Genomic DNA, 18,457 nt, shown 5'->3' on the forward strand with positions numbered 1-18,457 from the left:
TTGGCGCTTTCACTCCCTTAGCCTTCACCATCATCTCGGGAGAAAATTTCAGCTTCATATAGTGGAGGATTTTTTCCTTTGTCTCCTTGTCAATCTTTGCTTTACGACAAGAGTTTTGACGCGCTTTGTTGTAAGCTTGTTGGGCATAGTCTGCAGAGTAACGCTTCGCAAACTTACCTTTCCTAACTTGCTGGAGAACCGTGCCACGCTTGATCTCGTTGTTGATGGTTTGTGGCGCTTTACCCAGTAGATTCGCCACTTGACGGTTACTTTTGTTTTCTTTTTTCCACTTTTCAATCAATCGGCGCTCAGCTAGTGTTAAATGTTTTCTCTTTGGTGTATAATAGTTTTGCATCTCAGAATCTTTCTAATTGTTGTTGTGGTGATTACAATTATATCTCTCTGAGATGTTTTTTCATACCTTCAAGTGGCTAATTTCATTTTAGAACTTTCAGAATATGAGAATGTTCTGAAATTTCTCTTATTTGCTACTAGCCTATCAAAAATCCCTACAATCATGGTATAATAGTAAGGTTAGGTAGAATCAGAAAGAGAAAAGGAGGCGTTATGAAAAAAGAAATTGCACCAGAATTGTATAATTATAATAAATTTCCTGGTCCTAGTTTTGCACGTGTTGGGGATAAGGTTGTTGCAGAAAGCATTGAATTAGACCTCTTGGAAGACTACCGTGAAGCCTTTGATCAGACAGCTTTTGGTCAGCGGTTTTCCCCTATTATGTTGAAATTTGATTACATTGTGGGCGATTGGGGGAATGAACAGCTTCGCTTGAAAGGCTTTTACAAGGACGATAAGCCTGTAAAATCGGATGTAAAAATCAGTCGACTAGATGATTATTTGACAGAATTTTGTAATTTTGGCTGCGCCTATTTTGTTTTAGGTAATGCCCAACCGCAGGAACCAGTTGTCGAAATAGAAGAACGTCCAAATCGCAAGCGCCGTAGTCGGAACAATCGCAAGTCTCAACGCTCATTTGCCGTCAAAGAAAAAAATGAGAAGAATGGAACACGTTCACAAAAGCAGCAGAAGATCGAACGTAGTAAGAAGCAAAGTAAGAAAAAGAATCATGGTGAACAACAAGAAGCCAAACGTGGCTTTGTGATTCGCCAAAAATAGGAGATGTATGAAACAATCAATTTATAGCCTTAGCCGTACTGATTTGACAGACTGGATTTTAGCACAGGATGAAAAGAAATTCCGTGCTACGCAGATTTGGGAATGGCTGTATCGTAAACGTGTCCAGACCTTTGAAGAAATGACCAATCTGTCTAAGGAGCTGATAACAAAGCTCAATGAGCAATTTGTTGTGAATCCGCTCAAGCAGCGGATTGTACAAGAATCAAAAGATGGAACAGTCAAGTACCTGTTTGAATTACCTGATGGTATGTTGATTGAGACTGTTTTAATGCGCCAACACTATGGGCTATCTGTCTGTGTGACGACCCAGGTTGGCTGTAATATTGGCTGTACCTTCTGTGCTTCTGGTTTGATTCGTAAGCAGCGCGATTTGACAAGTGGCGAAATTATGGCGCAGATTATGCTGGTTCAGAAATATTTTGATGACCGCAATCAGGGAGAACGCGTCAGCCACATTGTTGTGATGGGGATTGGTGAACCATTCGATAATTATGACAATGTCCTTACCTTCTTACGGACGGTGAATGATGATAAGGGAATGGCAATCGGAGCTCGTCATATTACGGTTTCGACATCTGGATTGGCACTAAAAATTCGAGAGTTTGCCCGTGAAGGAGTGCAGGTCAATTTAGCTGTTTCGCTTCACGCACCCAATAATGACATTCGCTCCAGTATCATGCGGATTAACCGTAAGTTTCCGATTGAAGTCTTATTTGAAGCGATTGAAGATTATATCGAGACAACTAATCGGCGTGTAACATTTGAATACATCATGTTGAATGAAGTCAATGATGGTGTGGAGCAGGCTCAGGAATTGGCTGATTTGACTAAAAATATTCGCAAGCTGTCCTATGTCAATCTGATTCCCTATAATCCTGTCAGCGAGCACGACCAATATAGTCGGTCTACGCCTGAAAGAGTAGCTGCTTTTTATGATCGTCTCAAGAAAAATGGCGTCAATTGTGTTGTTCGTCAAGAGCATGGTACGGACATTGATGCAGCCTGTGGACAATTACGTTCCAATACGATGAAAAAGGATCGTGAATCAGCCCGTGCCCGCATTGCTGCAGCTAAGGCAAAGGCAGGCATTCAGGCATGAGCCACCTATTCCAAAGTGATGGAGAATTGACTAGGTTAGGGCGCAAGGTAGCCGTATTTTTGGCCAGACTCTACGTACTAGCTATCTGTTGTCTGTGTTTCCTACCGCAACATATCTATCCCCAGTACAAGATGTTTTCAACGCCAGGGGTTGTGCAAATTGGACGACTCTATATTTTGCCAATTCCCTTTAACAGTTTTATAAATGCAGATAAGTTGGATAGCCTAGCTGATTGGTGGCTGGTTCTGCTGCAAAATTTGACCAATATTTTTCTGCTCTATCCCCTTGTCTTAGCTCTTGTTTTTCTGTTTAAGAAATGGCAGAGCTTTCGAGCGGTCATCTGCTATAGCTTTTTGATTAGCTTGTTCATCGAGTGTACCCAGCTTTTGTTGGATCTCCTCTTTGATGTGGGTCGTGTCTTTGAAATAGATGATTTGTGGACCAATAGCCTAGGGGGTCTACTAGCCTATCTGACTTACCGTCTGTGGAAGAAAGCCTTTGCAAAAAAATAGGCTTTTTGCCAAAAAGAGGGTTGACAAACAAAAAAAGAAATTCTATAATAATGCCTATACTCAATGAAAATTAGGAGCTGACGAAGTCAGAGGTTGCTTTTTGCAGAGTATGAATCAGAAAAAGTAATAAATGAGAAGTTTTCAGGGAGCTTGTGGTAATTGTGAACAAGCAGCGGACATTTATGAAATGGGCTGAGGATAACGATGAATTCAAAACAATGAGAATTCGGTTGGCACCCCTTACCGTGCAACTCCTTGTTAGAGGAGATGGAGATATGGAAGGATTCTAGACACTTCCATAAGTGAGGTGGCACCGTGTCATTGACGCCCTCGCATACAGTTTTTGTATGCGGGGGCTTTTTGTATGGGAGTGGGACAAAAATCATGAGGTCGGGGACTTTTGTTCCAGTCTCTATCGGGAGGGATTATATCATGAAGAAACGATGGCGTCTGTAGAATATAGAGTTGGTATAAATCAGAGTATACTGTAACAAAAAAGTAGAAAGAGGAAGAAAAATGGCAGAAAAAGGATATTTTGGACAATTTGGTGGTAGCTTTGTACCGGAGGCAATTCAAGCCTTGCTAGATGAATTAGAAACAACATTTGAAACCTATCGTGAAGATCCAACATTTTTGGCAGAATACCATGCCTATTTAAAAGACTATGCCGGTCGTGAAACACCACTTTATTTTGCGGAATCTCTCACAGAGAGTTTGGGTGGAGCAAAAATTTATTTGAAGCGGGAAGATTTGAACCATTTAGGATCACATAAGCTCAATAATGTCCTCGGCCAGATTTTATTGGCAAAACGCATGGGCAAAACTCGTGTCATTGCAGAGACAGGAGCGGGTCAACATGGTGTTGCAACAGCAGCCGTAGCAGCTCGCTTTGGCATGGGATGCGATATTTATATGGGGGCTGAGGATGTCAAGCGCCAACGCCTCAATGTCTTTCGGATGGAAATGATGGGGGCTAGGGTACACCCAGTAACAGCAGGAACCCAAACCTTAAAAGAAGCTGTTGATGCAGCCTTTGGAGCATGGATGGCAGATTTGGAAGCCTTCTATGTACTAGGATCTGCAGTAGGACCGCACCCTTATCCAACGATTGTGCATGAATTCCAAAAAATCATTAGTGTCGAGTCACGCCGCCAGATTTTGGAAAAAGAAGGTCGCTTACCAGACTACGTGATGGCCTGTGTTGGTGGCGGTTCAAATGCGATTGGAGCCTTTTCACAATATGTGGCAGATGAATCGGTTGGCCTAGTAGGTGTCGAAGCAGCTGGAAAAGGTGTTGATACAAGTTTACATGCGGCAACCATGACCAAGGGAACAGTTGGTGTGGTCGATGGAATGAAGACGATTGCCTTATTCGATGAGCAAGGCGGTGTAGCACCTGTTTACTCTATTTCAGCAGGGTTAGATTACCCAGGAGTTGGTCCAGAGCATGCCTTCTTTAAAGAGAGTGGTCGAGTGGAATATGTCGCGGCAACTGATGATGAAGCAGTTAATGCTCTTCTAACTCTTAGCCGAACAGAAGGAATTTTACCGGCTATTGAAAGTTCACATGCCCTTGCTGAAGCCATTAAACGGGCTCCGAAATTAGATAAGGACAAGATTATCGTTGTCAATCTCTCAGGTCGAGGAGACAAGGATGTCGCAGCAATTGCCGATTATTTGGAAGAAAAAGAATAGGCGTATTGAATCGTTTGGTATAACAAAATAGTACTAAAAGGAGAGAGGTCAGCTAAGATGGTTTCTCTCCTTGTTTTTATATCCCCTATCTGCTAGGGAAAGGTGTATAATAAAAGAAATATTTAGGAAAATAGGAGGGTACCGATGGACATTCATGAGTTGCCTACCGAACAAATCAATCCGGCCTCTGCAGCCATAGAAGAGATGAGTATTGCGGAATTAACTGCCTATATCAATAGAGAGGATCAGACAGTTGCCCAAGCAGTTGCGCAGGTACTACCACAGGTCAATCTTGTGATAGAGCAAGCTGTTACATGCGTGCGCAACCAGGGAAGGATTTTTTATATGGGGGCAGGAACATCAGGGCGATTAGGAATTTTAGATGCTTCTGAATGCCCTCCGACCTATGGCGTTTCTACTGAACTTGTACAGGGGCTGATTGCAGGAGGAACACCAGCGATTCTAGCTGCTCAAGAGGGGGCAGAAGATAATCAACTTGCTGCGGAGGAAGATTTACAGGAACATCAGTTAAGTGCTAAGGACATCGTCATTGGGTTAGCAGCTTCAGGACGGACACCGTTTGTTCTTTCAGGACTTGCTTATGCGAAGAAAATCGGTGCTAAGACGGCTTCGATTTCCTGTGTCCAAGGAGCAGCCTTATCAGCCCTTGCAGATGTTGCAATAGAAGTGTTGGTTGGTCCAGAAGTGGTTGCTGGATCGAGTCGGATGAAGGCTGGAACGGCTCAGAAATTAATCTTAAATATGATTTCAACAGCTACTATGATTCAGCTAGGAAAAGTCTATAAGGGCTATATGGTTGATGTTCAACCAACCAATGCCAAACTGATTGGACGAGCAAAGCGCATTATCCAACAAACAACAGCTTGCAGCGAGGAAGAAGCAGAACAAGTGTTTGCTCAATCAAAACAGCAAGTGAAAAAAGCTATTCTCATGCAGTTGGGGGAATTCAGTCTAGCTGCAGCAGAAAGTTTGCTGGAAGACTATCAAGATAATATTGTTCTTGCCATTCGAGCACTAGGAGATAAAAAGTAGCTCAAAATAGATAAAAAACGCATAAAGTCAATGAGAATAGTCATTGATTCTATGCGTTTTTATTATTTGAAGAGTTTAACTCACTCCCTATACGTTTTTGTAGTATTTACGATCGCTTATTTGCTAGCCAGTGCTCCCATTGGATCCCATGGTGCAAGGACAATTGGTTCTGCCTTGTAGGCTGCGAGTTCTTCTTCGGTCAGAAAGTCTTTGCGAACAACGATTTGATAGGTATATTCGTCCATCCAGCTATCGCTTGCGACAAAATATCCCTTATCGCCAACCTTATCTCCCCATGAATTTTCAACCTTCCATTTAAGGGATTGGCCATTTTCGTCAAGATCGACACCTGTTAAAACCATTGCGTGAGTCATTAGGCTTTCACTGTAATCCAGACGGCCAGCCTTGTCTTGGTGGAGGTCAATTTTCATACTAGAAGCAAAATCATACATGCCATTTGCCATGACACCTGTCTTACGATTGCTTGATTGACCGACATCAGAACCAAACCAGACGGTTTCACCTGCCTGCATTTGAGCAATGGCAAGAGATTTCAAGCGATCCATTTCAACATTAAGATAGCGAACAGGTCGGCTACCTACCACATTTCCGAGCATTTCAACGGTATAAGACTTACCATAAGGTTTGTCAGCAGTTGGTGCATTGATGATGGATACGTAGTCGTCTAGCTGAATATCTACGTATTTTTTGTAAAATTCCTGCGGGGTTAAGCCTGTTTCGCTATGGTAGTTGCTGTCTTTGTCGCGATAAGCAAAGTCAAAGGTACGAGGTGGTAAGCCAAGCGACATGGCAAGGAAGTTAAAGATTTCTTGTAAGAGTCCTTCTTTTTTAGCTTGAATGATTTCAAGACTTTCACCTTTTTCGACCAAGTTACGCAGGATTTGTGCATCTTGGCGGAGCAATTTATTGAGTACCGCATTGAGTTCACGGCTGTTACTGGAAGAGATGGACTCTGGATAGACAGATTTTGGCACAACACCGTATTTTTCAAAGAGAGATACGACCATATCCCATTGACCACCGTCTTGTTGAGGAACATCCAAGAGAAATTTGACCTTGCGGCTGGTTAATTCTTGATCAGCTGTCGCTAGAATTTGCTCCAAAAACCAGTTGGATTTTTCATATTTATCCCAAAAGAAGGTGTGGGCTTGTGAGAGTTCAAAATTTTCCAATTGGAAACCAGCAATCATCTTGTGGCGGAAGGTATTGAGCGCAGCAAACATCCAGCAGCGCCCAGAAGCCTTCTGGTTGCTGACCTTGTCTTTGGTTAAGTCAATGGAAAAAACAGGGCTATTTTCTACACTGCTACCACGTTTTTCTAGAGAAGCATAGATACCATTGTGGGTTACTGCATTTTCCATGGCTGCGAAGTGCTGATTGGCTTCATAATCAGCAAAAAATCGATCGGTTAATGATTGATGTAATGAGTTCATAAGATTCTCCTTTTCTATTAAAACCTATTATAGACCTTTTTGGAAAATCTTCAAGTATAGACCAAAAGAGTAAGAAAAAAGAAGGAGATTCAGTTGTGTTTTACTATCTTTAGTCCTTGGTTTGTCCAGTCCGTGCTAATAGTAGCTGAGACGTATAATCCTATATAATAACAAAATAAGAGAAACCGAAGGAAAAATCTGACTTCTCTTATTAAAACCTGTATTCATAAGCTCCCGATTAGAGTTGCTGAGCTGTGAATACAGGTTCTTAGATTTAGTAAAAACAGATTGACGTAGTGTTTGACTACCACCCATAGTTTGGTTCCTCGCAGGAGAGCATCGCGGATAAGAGTTCTTCAGGAGTGATGACCTTAAGTCCTCCATATATGGCATCTTGGACATTTGGAGAAGGATCAAGATAGTATAACAAAGAAATATCTTGACCATCGGCGGTCTCTAAGTAGCCGATACCGATGACATTGTGTTCTCCTTGTTTTCCAGGATAGACTTTAGAACAATCAAAGGTATAGTACAAAGGGTACCCATCTTTTATATTTGTTCGTACTCGGTCTTTGAATTTTTTCATATCCTCAGAATCACTAGAAGCGTTAGTTACTGTTTCTAAGCGATATCCTGCCTGTTTTTCGGTAGGAGCTTCGTATCCAAATAGGTGTCGATTGAGAATTCGAATTGCATCTCGGTTATGCGTTTCGAACGGTTCGGCGGTTTCCATTTCTATAGCTAATTGGAACTGGTCAACTTGTATCCCGCGGGAGGATAATATCATACTAACAGTTGTTGGAGCGCAATAGTTTGAAACTTGTTGAATCTGTGGCGTGACTGGTAGAATGTGTTTTTGGGCAATGGTAGGTTCAGATTGAGGAGAGTTACTTCCTTCTTTTTCCTGTTGTGTTGTTTCTTCGTTTAAGGAGGTTGAACTAGTAGATGTGGTTCTCGATTGGCTGGAAGAGCGTGGAGAATTCGAAGAAGTTGAAATTGCTGAAGAGTGTTGACTGGTCGACTTGCTGTCAGATGTGGTTGTTTGACAGGCTACTAGGAAAAGGCTTGATACCAGTAAAAACAGTAGCAGAGAATAATGTTTCTTCATAGTAAATCCTCCTATAAAATGGTTTATTCTATCATAACACAAAAAGAAAGCGATATCAATAAACGATATCACTTGTCTTAGCTTACTTCCAAAAGTCATCAAAAATAGTAATGGGAAGATGACGTTTGTGCTCTGTTTTCTTCCACCAATTCTCAATAATAGCTTGGGCTTCGGCATCAATTGATTTTCCCTCTAGGTAGTCATCAATCTTATCATAGGTTACACCGAGAGCTACCTCATCTGTTAAGCCAGGTCTTTCCTCTTCTAAATCCGCTATTGGAATTTTTTCGTAGAGCGCTCGATCAGCTCCTAATTCTGCTAAGAGGGCTTTTCCTTGGCGCTTATTGAGACGGAAAAGTGGTAGAATATCTGCCCCACCATCACCAAATTTAGTGAAGAAACCAGTGATATTTTCGGCGGCATGATCTGTTCCAATCACTGCTCCCTGATAATTCCCTGCAAGAGCATACTGGGCAATCATGCGACTGCGGGCTTTGATATTTCCTTTATTAAAGTCAGATACGCTACTTCCAGTCGCTTGAACAGCTCTTGTCATAGCGTCAACACTTTCTTTTATATTCACCACTAGGCTCATGTCGGGTTTGATAAAGGAAAGTGCTGCTTGGGCGTCGTCTTCATCTGCTTGAATGCCGTATGGGAGACGGACTGCGATGAATTGGTAGGTTTCGTCGCCTGTTTCAGCCCGCATTTCCTCAATTGCTAGTTGCGCCAGACGGCCTGCCAAGGTCGAATCTTGACCACCAGAAATCCCTAAAACATAGCTCTTTAAAAAGGGATGTTCTTTAAGGTAATCTTTTAAAAAATCAATCGACTTGCGGACTTCTTCTTGTGGATTGATGGTTGGTTTAACACCTAGTTGCTTGATAATCGTTTCTTGTAGGCTCATTTATTCTCCTTTTGGCTCAACTGAGTTTGGTTGCGCACTTGCTGAATCAAATTCATCTTGTGATCCCAGACATCTTGCGCCAAATCAACTGGATAATCTTGTGGATTGAGCATGCGTTTGTATTCGTCCCAGAGTTGATCGAATTGCGTATTAGCATAGGCTTGAATATCTGGTAGACTTGGTAATTCGTAGACGAGTTTACCCTTATCAAAAATATCCACCAAGAGAGGAACGGCTTCAAAATCAGTCACCGTTTTATTGATATAGGTGTAGGTCGGGTGGAACATGTGAATCGACTGCATTTCAGTCACATCGGTATCCGCAAAAGTGATGTAGTCACCTTCGGTCTTGCCTTTTTCACGACTCGTAATCCGCCAGACTTGTTTTTTCCCTGGCGTGGATACTTTTTCTACGTTGGAAGAGAGTTTGATGGTATCGCGCATATTTCCATTTTCATCTTCAATGGAAACAATCTTATAAACAGCGCCGAGAGCTGGCTGATCATAGGCAGTAATCAGTTTTGTGCCGACACCCCAGACATCAATTTTAGCCTTTTGCATTTTTAGGTTCAAAATGGTATTTTCATCAAGATCGTTGGAGGCATAGATTTTAGCATCTGTATAGCCAGCATCATCAAGCTGTTGACGGACTTTTTTAGAAATGTAGGCCATATCACCTGAGTCAATACGAACACCGAGGAAGTTAATCTTATCTCCAAATTCCTTGGCAACCCGAATGGCAGCAGGAACACCGAGACGCAAGGTGTCATAGGTGTCAACTAAGAAGACACAATTTTTATGGGTTGAAGCATAGGCCTTAAAGGCATCGTAATCGTTACCGTAGGTTTGGACGAGAGCATGAGCATGGGTTCCAGCTACTGGAATACCGAAGATTTTTCCAGCACGTACATTGGAAGTGGCACCAGCGCCACCGATATAGGCTGCGCGCGTCCCCCAGATGGCTGCATCCATTTCTTGAGCGCGGCGTGTACCGAATTCAAGAAGTGGCTCATCTTCCAAAATCGCCTTGATTCGTCTTGCCTTGGTTGCAATCAAGGTTTGGTAATTGACGATATTTAAAATGGCTGTTTCAACTAATTGGCATTGAGCAAGTGGTCCCTCAATTTGCATGATAGGCTCATTGGCAAAGACCAAATCTCCCTCCTTAGCAGAACGAACGGTCAGAGAAAGACGTAATTGATCTAAATACGTTAGAAACTCTTCTGGATAGCCTTGATCACGCAGGTAGTCAAGGTCAGTCTGGGTAAATGAAAGATTTGACAGATAGCGCACAACCCGCTCCAAACCAGCAAACACCGCATACCCATTATGGAAAGGTAACTTTCTAAAATAAACCTCAAACACCGCATGCTTTTCATGAATCCCCTGCTCAAAATACACCTGAGCCATATTGATTTGATATAAATCGGTATGTAGCGTTAAACTATCATCAGAATAAATGTTCATCTTATTCTCCTCCTGTTACTAATAGTATAGCATAAAAAAACAGTCCAGTGGACTGTTTAGACCGAAGACAAACTAGTCGAGAGTCTGGTTTGTCTTTTTGTTTTCTGTTTTATTTTGAAAAAAAATAGTCTAGTAGAGTGGTTTAGGGCAAAATAAAAAGGCCTTCCCGCCATCAGTTTGACCAGTTTTTTGAGATTTAAGCACGCCAAAGTCAGCCCAACTTTATCCTCCATTTTGGACTTCCCTTTTTCTCTTGTATAACGTAAATTGTGATATTCCTTAGCTGTACCAAAAAGTCGCTCTATCGTTTCTTTGCGTTTCTGATAAAGTTCCTTCATCCCTCTTTGATGTCTGATCTCTTCGCAAATTTCTAGATAATCTTTCCAAATGTGCCGTGTGATAACCTTTTGATGGTTTCTACTTTCGGTGCAGACTGATAATAGTGGACAAGCTGCGCAAATCTTAGGATCACTCTTGTACTCCCGGTACCCTTCTCGTGTGGTAGTACGGTAGGCCAAGACCTGATTTTCAGGGCAAAGGTAACAGTCAAAGTGTTCATCGTAAACAAAATCTTTTGGACGAAGTTTTCCCTGAATCCCTCTTGGTCTGGTATAAGGAAAAACAGGCGTGATATTCTTGTCTAAAAGAAATTTAGCTATACTGGGTGTTTTATAACCTGAGTCAGCGATTAGAAATTGTGGGGTAAACGGTTCAAGTTTGGCAAAGAGTACAGGAAAGGCCTGGTTGTCATGGACATTGCCAGCCTCAATACTATAAGCTAAAGCCCAACCATGCTTGTCACAAGCCACCTGAGCAGAATAGGCAAACACTTCCTTATGTTCGCCCTTGTGAAACCAGCCACTCTCTGGGTCAGTCGTTGACATTTTCTTTTCCTTACCCTCGCTTTTTATGACGGGCTTTAACGACTTTTTTGCGTGTTTCTTCCTGTCCTCATCAATCTCTAATGCTAGTTGCTCACTCATAAACTTGGCCTGTTGCTCAACTATTTCCTTACGGTACTTGTGATTGTTCGCAGCTGCTTTAATATGAGTGCCATCCACGAAAATCTCACTGGGGTCAACTAAACCAGACATTAGAGCTTGGCTCAATACCCGATTAAAAATCGCAGAAATGACCTGCTTGTCTTGGAAACGCCGACTGTAATTCTTGCCATAGGTTGTGAAATGAGGCACCTTATCTTCCAAAGTCAACCCAAGGAACCAACGATAAGCGGTATTCACCTCGATCTCTTTCATCGTTTGACGCATGGAGCGAATTCCATAGAAACATTGGATAAGAGGAATCTTGATGAGCATAATCGGGTCTAAACTTGGACGTCCATTATCAGAAGAGTAGATATCTTCAACCAAGTCATAAATGAAATCAAAGTCAATCAACTCATCCACTTGGCGTAGGAAATGATCTTCTGGGACGAGCTGGTCAAGCGTATAGAAGCCATACTGCTTACGGTTATATTCTGGTTGTTCTTTATGAAGCATAGCTCTTATCCTCCTCATATGAGATACTTTCATTATACTCCTATTTATAAAGAAAAGCCCTTAGAAAATGAATTCTATGGACTTTGTCTTCAATCTGAACAGTCCAGTGGACTGTTTTTTCCCGAGTTTAGCAGAGAGAGCGAGGTAAGTCCAGTGGACTGTTTTTTCCCGAGTTTAGCAGAGAGAGCGAGGTAAGTCCAGTGGACTGTTTTTTCCCGAGTTTAGCAGTGAGAGAGCGAGGTAAGTCCAGTGGACTGTTTTTTCCCGAGTTTAGCAGTGAGAGAGCGAGGTAAGTCCAGTGGACTGTTTTTTCCCAGTCAGGAAATGCGAGAGCAAGTTAGGCCCAGTGGATTGTTTTCCAAATGTTATCAAATCTAAAATGCTAACAAAAATTGACTGACCTGTTAGCGAGACAATATTTCAAATAGCTCTATATCAAAATGTCAGTATATTGAGCTATTTAAATCAGTCCTAAGACGGATGTCAACAGGACGTATATGGGGTATACTATTTTCAATCCTAAATATTTTTCATAATCTCCGAAAAGCAACCAGTCAAGACGGCTGGTTGTTTTTGTGCAATTGATAGTCGTCTATATTCATTTTAAAGGCATAAGTAACATTTCCTATTCTAGTCTTTTCGCGCCCTTTTTGATATAATAAAGAACAGGAAATACAAGAAGAACGTATATCTTGTTATGTTGACTATAGTTTAAGCACTGTGTAAAAAAGATAGATATCTTTGTGTCCATGGAACACATCGTCAATCTCCTATCTTGCCGCAGCTGTTACGAGTTTACTCGTTTTACAGCTATGGATATGTTGTGTACTTTAAACGCTCTCATATCTTGTTTAATTGAATTCGAGCTAAGCACTGGGTGAAAAAGATAAATCTTCCTAGAGTTTTCTAACTCTTCGTCAGATTTCCTATTTTCACTGTGTGCTTTAAACGCTCTCATATCTTGTTTAATTGAATTCGAGCTAAGCACTGGGTGAAAAAGATAAATCTTCCTAGAGTTTGCTAACTCTTTGTCAGATTTCCTATTTTCACTGTGTGCTTTAAACGCTCATATCTTAGTGAATTGAACACGGACTAAGAGCTGTGTAAAAAAGATAGATTTCCTTGTGTTCATGGAACACACTGTCAATCTCCTATTTTTACTTTGCTCTTTACGTCCTTTGTATCTTAATGAAAGGAGTTTTATGCCAGATTATTTGTCGGTGTCGTTGTTGACCAAGTATTTAAAGTTGAAGTTTGATCGGGATCCGTATTTGGAACGGGTTTATTTAACTGGGCAGGTGTCTAATTTTCGTAAGCGGCCGAGTCATCAATATTTTTCGCTGAAGGATGAAAAGGCAGTGATTCAGGCAACTATTTGGGCAGGTGTTTATAAATCGCTAGGCTTTGAGTTAGAAGAAGGCATGAAGATTAATGTCATTGGACGGGTTCAGTTGTATGAGCCGAGTGGTAGTTACTCCATTATCATTGAGAAGGCTGAACCAGACGGAATTGGCGCTCTTGCCATTCAGTTTGAGCAGTTAAAAAAGAAATTGGGGGACGAAGGGCTTTTTCAAGACAAGTGCAAGCAAATCATTCCGCAATTTGCAAGAAAAATTGGAGTAGTGACCAGTCCTAGTGGGGCAGTCATTCGAGATATTATTACGACGGTTAGCCGGCGTTTCCCCGGTCGCGAGATAGTCTTATATCCCACAAAGGTGCAGGGAGACGGAGCTGCAACAGAGATTGCACAAAATATCCGTAGGGCGAATGAGCGAGCAGACCTTGATGTGCTGATTATTGGGCGTGGAGGTGGTTCTATTGAGGATTTGTGGGCTTTTAATGAAGAAAAAGTTGTCCGAGCCATTTTCGAATCACGGATTCCGATTATCTCAAGTGTGGGCCATGAAACGGATACAACCTTGGCGGATTTTGTAGCAGATAGGCGCGCAGCAACCCCAACAGCAGCAGCAGAGTTGGCAACACCTGTGACCAAATTAGACTTGCTATCTCATCTCAAACAGCAGGAAAATCGGCTGAGTAAAGCTATGGGAAATCGGCTGGTCTATCATCGTGAACGGTTAGAGAAACTAGTTCACTCAGTGATATTTCGGCAGTCAGAACGGCTTTATGATGCCTATTTACAAAAGTTAGATCAATTACAACTACGCATGCGGCAATCGATTTTCGAATATAAACATAGCGGGGAAAAACAGAGTCAAGTGTTGACTCAACGTTTGCTTGCTTGCTCGCCAGCTCAGAAAATTGCTCTTTATCAGGAAAAATTAGCCCAGCAGAAACGATTGTTACGGAGCAATACTGCTGTCATCTATGATCAGAAAGTTGCAGAAGTTAAGCGCTTGGCAAATAGTCTGTTACTGCTGGACACCAGTCGGATTGTGGCACGAGGATATGCGTTGCTGGAGCAGAATGGTCAAGTCATTGATAGTGTCTATAAGGTGAAAAAAGAGGAAAATGTGACGATCCAGCTACGAGATGGTCACCTAGAAGTTGAGGTAAAGGATGTCAAAACAAAAGAAATTTGAGGAAAACTTAGCAGATTTGGAGCAGATTGTGACACGTTTGGAAAGTGGAGATGTGGCACTAGAAGATGCGATTGCTGAATTCCAAAAAGGGATGAAACTCTCCAAAGAATTGCAAGAAACGCTACATCAAGCAGAAAAGACCTTGGTGAAGGTCATGCAAGCAGACGGAACAGAAACGGATATGGAATGAAGCAAGTAGAACAATTAAAAGGGCTTGAGCAGGTTATCTTGGACTTTTATGCTACAAAGCCAGTCGCCCCTCAGTTAGTAGAAACCATTCTTTACTCCATTCAGGCAGGTGGCAAGCGTCTACGTCCGCTTTTGCTCTTGGAGTTGCTAGAAGGATTTGGGATTAGGCTGACCCAAGCACATATGCAGGTGGCTGCTGCCCTTGAGATGATTCATACAGGGAGTCTGATTCACGATGATTTACCGGCTATGGATAATGACGATTATCGCAGAGGGCGCTTGACGAGCCATAAAAAATTTGGCGAAGACATGGCCATTTTAGCTGGGGATAGTCTCTTTTTGGACTCCTATGCTTTGGTAGCAATGGCAGAGCTGCCTAGTCAGATTCGGATAGAACTCATTGCGGCCTTGTCTAAGGCTGCTGGGACCTTTGGCATGGTTGGCGGACAGGTGCTAGATATGGAAGGGGAAAAACGGCAGTTGAGCCTTTCGGAATTGAAAACGATTCATGCCCATAAAACAGGCAAACTCCTCGCCTATCCCTTTGTAGCTACAGGAGTGATGATTGAAGCTGAGGGTTCGATAAAAACTCTATTGCAAGAAACAGGGGAATGGCTTGGGCTTGCTTTTCAGGTGCGGGATGATATTTTAGATGTGACGGCTAGTTTTGAAGAACTGGGCAAAACCCCTAACAAAGATCTTGTAGCAGAGAAAACAACCTATCCAGCCCTTCTTGGTTTAGAAGAAGCAAAGGATTTCTTAGAGATGAGTTTGAATAAGGTAGAAGAATGCCTGCAAGACTTGGAGAAGAAAACCGCCTTTCAGGCAGAAAAGATTCGAAAGATAGTAGAAAGTTTACGATTACATGGCTAAGGAAAGAGTAGATGTATTGGCTTATAAACAGGGTCTTTTTGATACACGAGAGCAAGCCAAACGCGGTGTCATGGCAGGCTTAGTCATCTCTGTTGCAAATGGCGAGCGCTATGATAAGCCAGGGGAAAAGATTGATGACAGCACCGAGCTAAAGTTAAAAGGTGAGAAATTGAAATACGTAAGCCGCGGTGGACTTAAATTAGAAAAGGCCTTGCAGGTGTTTGCTCTATCTGTTGCTGGGAAAACAACCCTCGACATCGGAGCTTCAACTGGCGGATTTACAGATGTCATGTTGCAAAGTGGGGCTAGCTTGGTCTATGCGGTCGATGTTGGAACCAATCAATTGGCTTGGCAACTCCGACAAGATGAGCGAGTTGTTAGCATGGAACAGTTTAATTTCCGTTATGCAACCGCTAGTGATTTTGAGAAGATGCCTCAGTTTGCGAGTATTGATGTCAGCTTTATCTCACTCAGTTTAATTTTACCAGCTTTGGCGATGATTCTAGCAGATGAGGGTGACGTTGTTGCTTTAATCAAACCGCAATTCGAGGCAGGACGAGAACAGATTGGTAAAAATGGGATTATCAAGGACAAGTCAGTTCATCGCATGGTCTTGGACAAGGTGACAAAGTTCGCAGTAGAGTCTGGTTTTTCAGTCAAAGCTCTTGATTTTTCACCGATTCAAGGTGGTCATGGCAATGTGGAATTTTTGGCCCATTTGAAAAAGGAAAGTCCAGCCATCAATCATGTTTCTTCCATGATTGAAACTATTGTAGAACAAGCGCATAAGGAATTTAAGGATGAAAAAGAAAGAACGCTTAGAGAAAATTAGAAAATTTGTGACGGATTTTGAAATTGGAACTCAAGAAGAAATTGTGGAACATTTGAAAGATTCTGGAATTCGAGCTACACAGGCAACGGTTTCGCGAGATATTAAGGAATTAGGGATTGTCAAAATTCCTTTAAAAGATAACACCTATATTTATGAGTTGCCCAAATCTGTGTCTAGTCGGCTGAAGCTAACGGAGAATAATATCTTGTCTTCAGAGTGCATGGGGCAGATGATTACTCTCAATCTAGTGCCAGGAAGTACGGCCTTTGTGAAAAATCAGATTGTCGAAGCATTTTCCCACCTTATTTTTAGCATTTTAGCAGATGATGATACGATTTTAATCATCTTACGAGACAAAAATCAAGCACAGGATGTCTTAGAAACAATAAAAAATTGGTAGGTTGTCATGTTACTTGAAATTTCCATTAAAAACTTTGCCATTATTGAGGAAATTTCCCTTAATTTTGAGCAAGGAATGACAGTCCTTACAGGAGAAACTGGGGCTGGAAAGTCGATTATTATTGATGCCATGAATATGATGCTGGGAAGCAGAGCTACGACGGATGTTATCCGTCATGGGATGCCAAAGGCTGAGATTGAAGGCTTGTTTTCGATTGAGCAGAGTAGAAGTCTACAGGAGCTCTTGGAAGAACAGGGATTAGACGTGTCAGATGAGCTAATTATTCGGCGTGAGATTTTGCAAAATGGTCGCAGTATCAGCCGTATCAATGGCCAGCTGGTGAATTTGTCTGTTTTAAAAGCTGTTGGCCAGCACTTAGTGGATATTCATGGTCAACATGATCAAGAAGAACTGATGCGCCCGCAACACCATATTGCCATGCTAGATGAATTTGGGAACGATGCCTTCTTCCAATTGAAGGCGGATTACAAGGCCGCTTTTGATGCTTATAAATCCTTGCGTAAGCAAGTTTTGACCATTCAGAAGAATCAAGAGGAAAATAAAGCTCGCATTGACATGCTAGAATACCAGATAGCAGAGATAGAAGCAGCAGATCTTCGATCTGGTGAGGACGCGGAACTAAGCAAAGAGCGGGAAAAGTTGCTCAATCATAAGCAGATTGCAGATACGTTGGCAAATGCCTATGCGATGTTAGACAATGAGGATTTTTCCAGTCTGACAAATGTTCGTTCTGCCATGCATGACTTGGAGTCTATTGAGGAGTTTGATCCGAATTATAAAGAACTAGCTGGCAGTCTTTCTGAAACCTACTATGTCTTAGAAGATGTCACCAAGCGCTTGGAAGGGATTATTGACGGACTAGATTTTGATGGCAATCGCTTGACGCAGGTTGAGGGGCGGTTGGATTTGCTCTACAGCATTAGCCGCAAGTACGGTGGTACGGTTGATGATGTCTTGGACTATCTGGAGCAAATTAGCAAGGAATACCAACTCTTGACAGGGTCAGATGTCTCCTCTGAACACCTTGAAAGTGAGTTGAAAAAGCGTGAAAAAGAATTGATTCGCCTAGCTGGAGAGTTAGCAACTGCTCGCCATTTGTTGGCAGAAGGTTTGGAACAAGAAATCAAACAGGAGTTGAAAGACCTCTATATGGAGAAAGCCGATTTTCAGGTCCGCTTTAGCAAGGCCAAATTTGGTCGTGAGGGAAATGAACAGATTGAATTTTATATTTCAACCAACCCTGGTGAAGATTTCAAACCCTTGGTCAAGGTGGCTAGTGGAGGAGAATTATCTCGCCTGATGTTGGCCATTAAATCTGCTTTCTCACGCAAGGAAGGCAAGACTAGTATCGTTTTTGACGAGGTGGACACTGGGGTGTCTGGTCGTGTCGCCCAAGCTATTGCTCAAAAAATTTATAAAATTGGCGGTCATGGGCAAGTTCTTGCCATTTCTCACCTGCCGCAGGTTATTGCCATTGCAGATTATCAGTTCTTTATCGAAAAGATTAGCGATGACCACTCAACGGTGTCCCGTGTCCGTCTCTTGACGACTGAAGAGCGAATTGAGGAAGTGGCAAAGATGCTGGCTGGCGAAAATGTGACAGAAGCTGCACTCACTCAGGCAAAAGAGCTCTTAAAGAAAGGTTAGGAAG

The 18,457-nt window shown here is 42.2% G+C and carries 16 protein-coding genes, 1 pseudogene and 1 other annotated feature; of the genes and pseudogenes, 11 read left to right on the forward strand and 6 right to left on the reverse strand.

What is annotated here, in order from left to right:
- The coding region (locus ABPH35_RS01535) for a helix-turn-helix domain-containing protein (RefSeq protein WP_349989422.1) at nt 1-355 on the reverse strand (355 nt) is incomplete at its 3' end.
- 212 nt (nt 356-567) lie between these two features.
- On the opposite strand from ABPH35_RS01535, the gene ABPH35_RS01540 reads away from it, so the two are divergent.
- The 5 genes and pseudogenes from ABPH35_RS01540 to murQ all read left to right on the forward strand — a co-directional run.
- Entirely contained in the window at nt 568-1,134 is a 567-nt protein-coding gene (locus ABPH35_RS01540) for a YutD family protein (protein ID WP_349989423.1), read from the forward strand.
- A gap of 7 nt (nt 1,135-1,141) precedes the next feature.
- Nucleotides 1,142-2,254, forward strand: a complete 1,113-nt coding sequence (rlmN, locus tag ABPH35_RS01545; RefSeq protein WP_349989424.1) for a 23S rRNA (adenine(2503)-C(2))-methyltransferase RlmN — start codon at nt 1,142-1,144, stop codon at nt 2,252-2,254.
- On the forward strand, nt 2,251-2,766 hold the full coding sequence (locus ABPH35_RS01550; RefSeq protein ID WP_349989425.1) for a VanZ family protein: 516 nt from the start codon (nt 2,251-2,253) through the stop codon (nt 2,764-2,766). Before rlmN ends, ABPH35_RS01550 begins: the two co-directional genes overlap by 4 nt.
- Nucleotides 2,767-2,866: 100 nt before the next feature.
- Nucleotides 2,867-3,101, forward strand: a binding site (T-box leader).
- A 181-nt stretch (nt 3,102-3,282) separates the two neighbouring features.
- Complete coding sequence (gene trpB / locus ABPH35_RS01555; protein WP_349989426.1) at nt 3,283-4,461, forward strand: tryptophan synthase subunit beta; 1,179 nt, start codon at nt 3,283-3,285, stop codon at nt 4,459-4,461.
- Nucleotides 4,462-4,602: 141 nt separating this feature from the next.
- Nucleotides 4,603-5,514: pseudogene (gene murQ / locus ABPH35_RS01560) on the forward strand (N-acetylmuramic acid 6-phosphate etherase); the annotation flags it as partial.
- A gap of 116 nt (nt 5,515-5,630) precedes the next feature.
- Here the strand turns inward: murQ and pepC are convergent.
- From pepC to ABPH35_RS01585, 5 genes are all read right to left on the reverse strand, one after another.
- Complete coding sequence (gene pepC, locus ABPH35_RS01565) at nt 5,631-6,968, reverse strand: aminopeptidase C (protein WP_349989427.1); 1,338 nt, start codon at nt 6,966-6,968, stop codon at nt 5,631-5,633.
- 304 nt (nt 6,969-7,272) lie between these two features.
- Complete coding sequence (locus ABPH35_RS01570) at nt 7,273-8,076, reverse strand: C39 family peptidase (RefSeq protein WP_349989428.1); 804 nt, start codon at nt 8,074-8,076, stop codon at nt 7,273-7,275.
- An 82-nt stretch (nt 8,077-8,158) separates the two neighbouring features.
- Nucleotides 8,159-8,983, reverse strand: coding sequence for an ammonia-dependent NAD(+) synthetase (nadE, locus tag ABPH35_RS01575; protein WP_349989429.1), 825 nt, complete (start codon nt 8,981-8,983; stop codon nt 8,159-8,161).
- Nucleotides 8,980-10,443: a nicotinate phosphoribosyltransferase gene (locus ABPH35_RS01580; protein WP_349989431.1), complete on the reverse strand. Its 1,464-nt coding sequence runs from the start codon at nt 10,441-10,443 to the stop codon at nt 8,980-8,982. The genes nadE and ABPH35_RS01580 overlap by 4 nt, the downstream gene beginning before the upstream one ends.
- 62 nt (nt 10,444-10,505) lie before the next feature.
- Nucleotides 10,506-11,948, reverse strand: coding sequence for an IS1182 family transposase (locus ABPH35_RS01585; RefSeq protein WP_368849502.1), 1,443 nt, complete (start codon nt 11,946-11,948; stop codon nt 10,506-10,508).
- A gap of 1,202 nt (nt 11,949-13,150) precedes the next feature.
- On the opposite strand from ABPH35_RS01585, the gene xseA reads away from it, so the two are divergent.
- Genes xseA through recN form a run of 6 tightly spaced genes read left to right on the forward strand, consistent with a single transcriptional unit; the run spans nt 13,151 to nt 18,453 of the window.
- On the forward strand, nt 13,151-14,491 hold the full coding sequence (gene xseA, locus ABPH35_RS01590) for an exodeoxyribonuclease VII large subunit (RefSeq protein ID WP_349988091.1): 1,341 nt from the start codon (nt 13,151-13,153) through the stop codon (nt 14,489-14,491).
- Nucleotides 14,469-14,681: an exodeoxyribonuclease VII small subunit gene (locus ABPH35_RS01595; RefSeq protein ID WP_349988092.1), complete on the forward strand. Its 213-nt coding sequence runs from the start codon at nt 14,469-14,471 to the stop codon at nt 14,679-14,681. Before xseA ends, ABPH35_RS01595 begins: the two co-directional genes overlap by 23 nt.
- Nucleotides 14,678-15,553 (forward strand): polyprenyl synthetase family protein, encoded by an 876-nt coding sequence (locus ABPH35_RS01600; RefSeq protein WP_349988093.1) that lies wholly within the window; start codon nt 14,678-14,680, stop codon nt 15,551-15,553. The genes ABPH35_RS01595 and ABPH35_RS01600 overlap by 4 nt, the downstream gene beginning before the upstream one ends.
- Entirely contained in the window at nt 15,546-16,385 is an 840-nt protein-coding gene (locus ABPH35_RS01605) for a TlyA family RNA methyltransferase (RefSeq protein WP_349988094.1), read from the forward strand. The genes ABPH35_RS01600 and ABPH35_RS01605 overlap by 8 nt, the downstream gene beginning before the upstream one ends.
- Nucleotides 16,354-16,785, forward strand: coding sequence for an arginine repressor (locus ABPH35_RS01610; protein WP_349988095.1), 432 nt, complete (start codon nt 16,354-16,356; stop codon nt 16,783-16,785). The genes ABPH35_RS01605 and ABPH35_RS01610 overlap by 32 nt, the downstream gene beginning before the upstream one ends.
- Nucleotides 16,786-16,791: 6 nt before the next feature.
- Nucleotides 16,792-18,453 (forward strand): DNA repair protein RecN, encoded by a 1,662-nt coding sequence (gene recN / locus ABPH35_RS01615; protein WP_349988096.1) that lies wholly within the window; start codon nt 16,792-16,794, stop codon nt 18,451-18,453.
- Nucleotides 18,454-18,457: the final 4 nt, after the last annotated feature.

The organism is Streptococcus handemini (genome assembly GCF_040984445.1).
Lineage (GTDB): Bacteria > Bacillota > Bacilli > Lactobacillales > Streptococcaceae > Streptococcus > Streptococcus handemini.

Bases quoted from the DNA above. Each gene is read 5' to 3' on its own strand.
- ABPH35_RS01540 (WP_349989423.1), top strand. From the start codon at position 568: ATGAAAAAAGAAATTGCACCAGAATTGTATAATTATAATAAATTTCCT.
- rlmN (WP_349989424.1), top strand. From the start codon at position 1,142: ATGAAACAATCAATTTATAGCCTTAGCCGTACTGATTTGACAGACTGG.
- ABPH35_RS01550 (WP_349989425.1), top strand. From the start codon at position 2,251: ATGAGCCACCTATTCCAAAGTGATGGAGAATTGACTAGGTTAGGGCGC.
- trpB (WP_349989426.1), top strand. From the start codon at position 3,283: ATGGCAGAAAAAGGATATTTTGGACAATTTGGTGGTAGCTTTGTACCG.
- pepC (WP_349989427.1), bottom strand. From the start codon at position 6,968: ATGAACTCATTACATCAATCATTAACCGATCGATTTTTTGCTGATTAT.
- ABPH35_RS01570 (WP_349989428.1), bottom strand. From the start codon at position 8,076: ATGAAGAAACATTATTCTCTGCTACTGTTTTTACTGGTATCAAGCCTT.
- nadE (WP_349989429.1), bottom strand. From the start codon at position 8,983: ATGAGCCTACAAGAAACGATTATCAAGCAACTAGGTGTTAAACCAACC.
- ABPH35_RS01585 (WP_368849502.1), bottom strand. From the start codon at position 11,948: ATGCTTCATAAAGAACAACCAGAATATAACCGTAAGCAGTATGGCTTC.
- xseA (WP_349988091.1), top strand. From the start codon at position 13,151: ATGCCAGATTATTTGTCGGTGTCGTTGTTGACCAAGTATTTAAAGTTG.
- ABPH35_RS01595 (WP_349988092.1), top strand. From the start codon at position 14,469: ATGTCAAAACAAAAGAAATTTGAGGAAAACTTAGCAGATTTGGAGCAG.
- ABPH35_RS01600 (WP_349988093.1), top strand. From the start codon at position 14,678: ATGAAGCAAGTAGAACAATTAAAAGGGCTTGAGCAGGTTATCTTGGAC.
- ABPH35_RS01605 (WP_349988094.1), top strand. From the start codon at position 15,546: ATGGCTAAGGAAAGAGTAGATGTATTGGCTTATAAACAGGGTCTTTTT.
- ABPH35_RS01610 (WP_349988095.1), top strand. From the start codon at position 16,354: ATGAAAAAGAAAGAACGCTTAGAGAAAATTAGAAAATTTGTGACGGAT.
- recN (WP_349988096.1), top strand. From the start codon at position 16,792: ATGTTACTTGAAATTTCCATTAAAAACTTTGCCATTATTGAGGAAATT.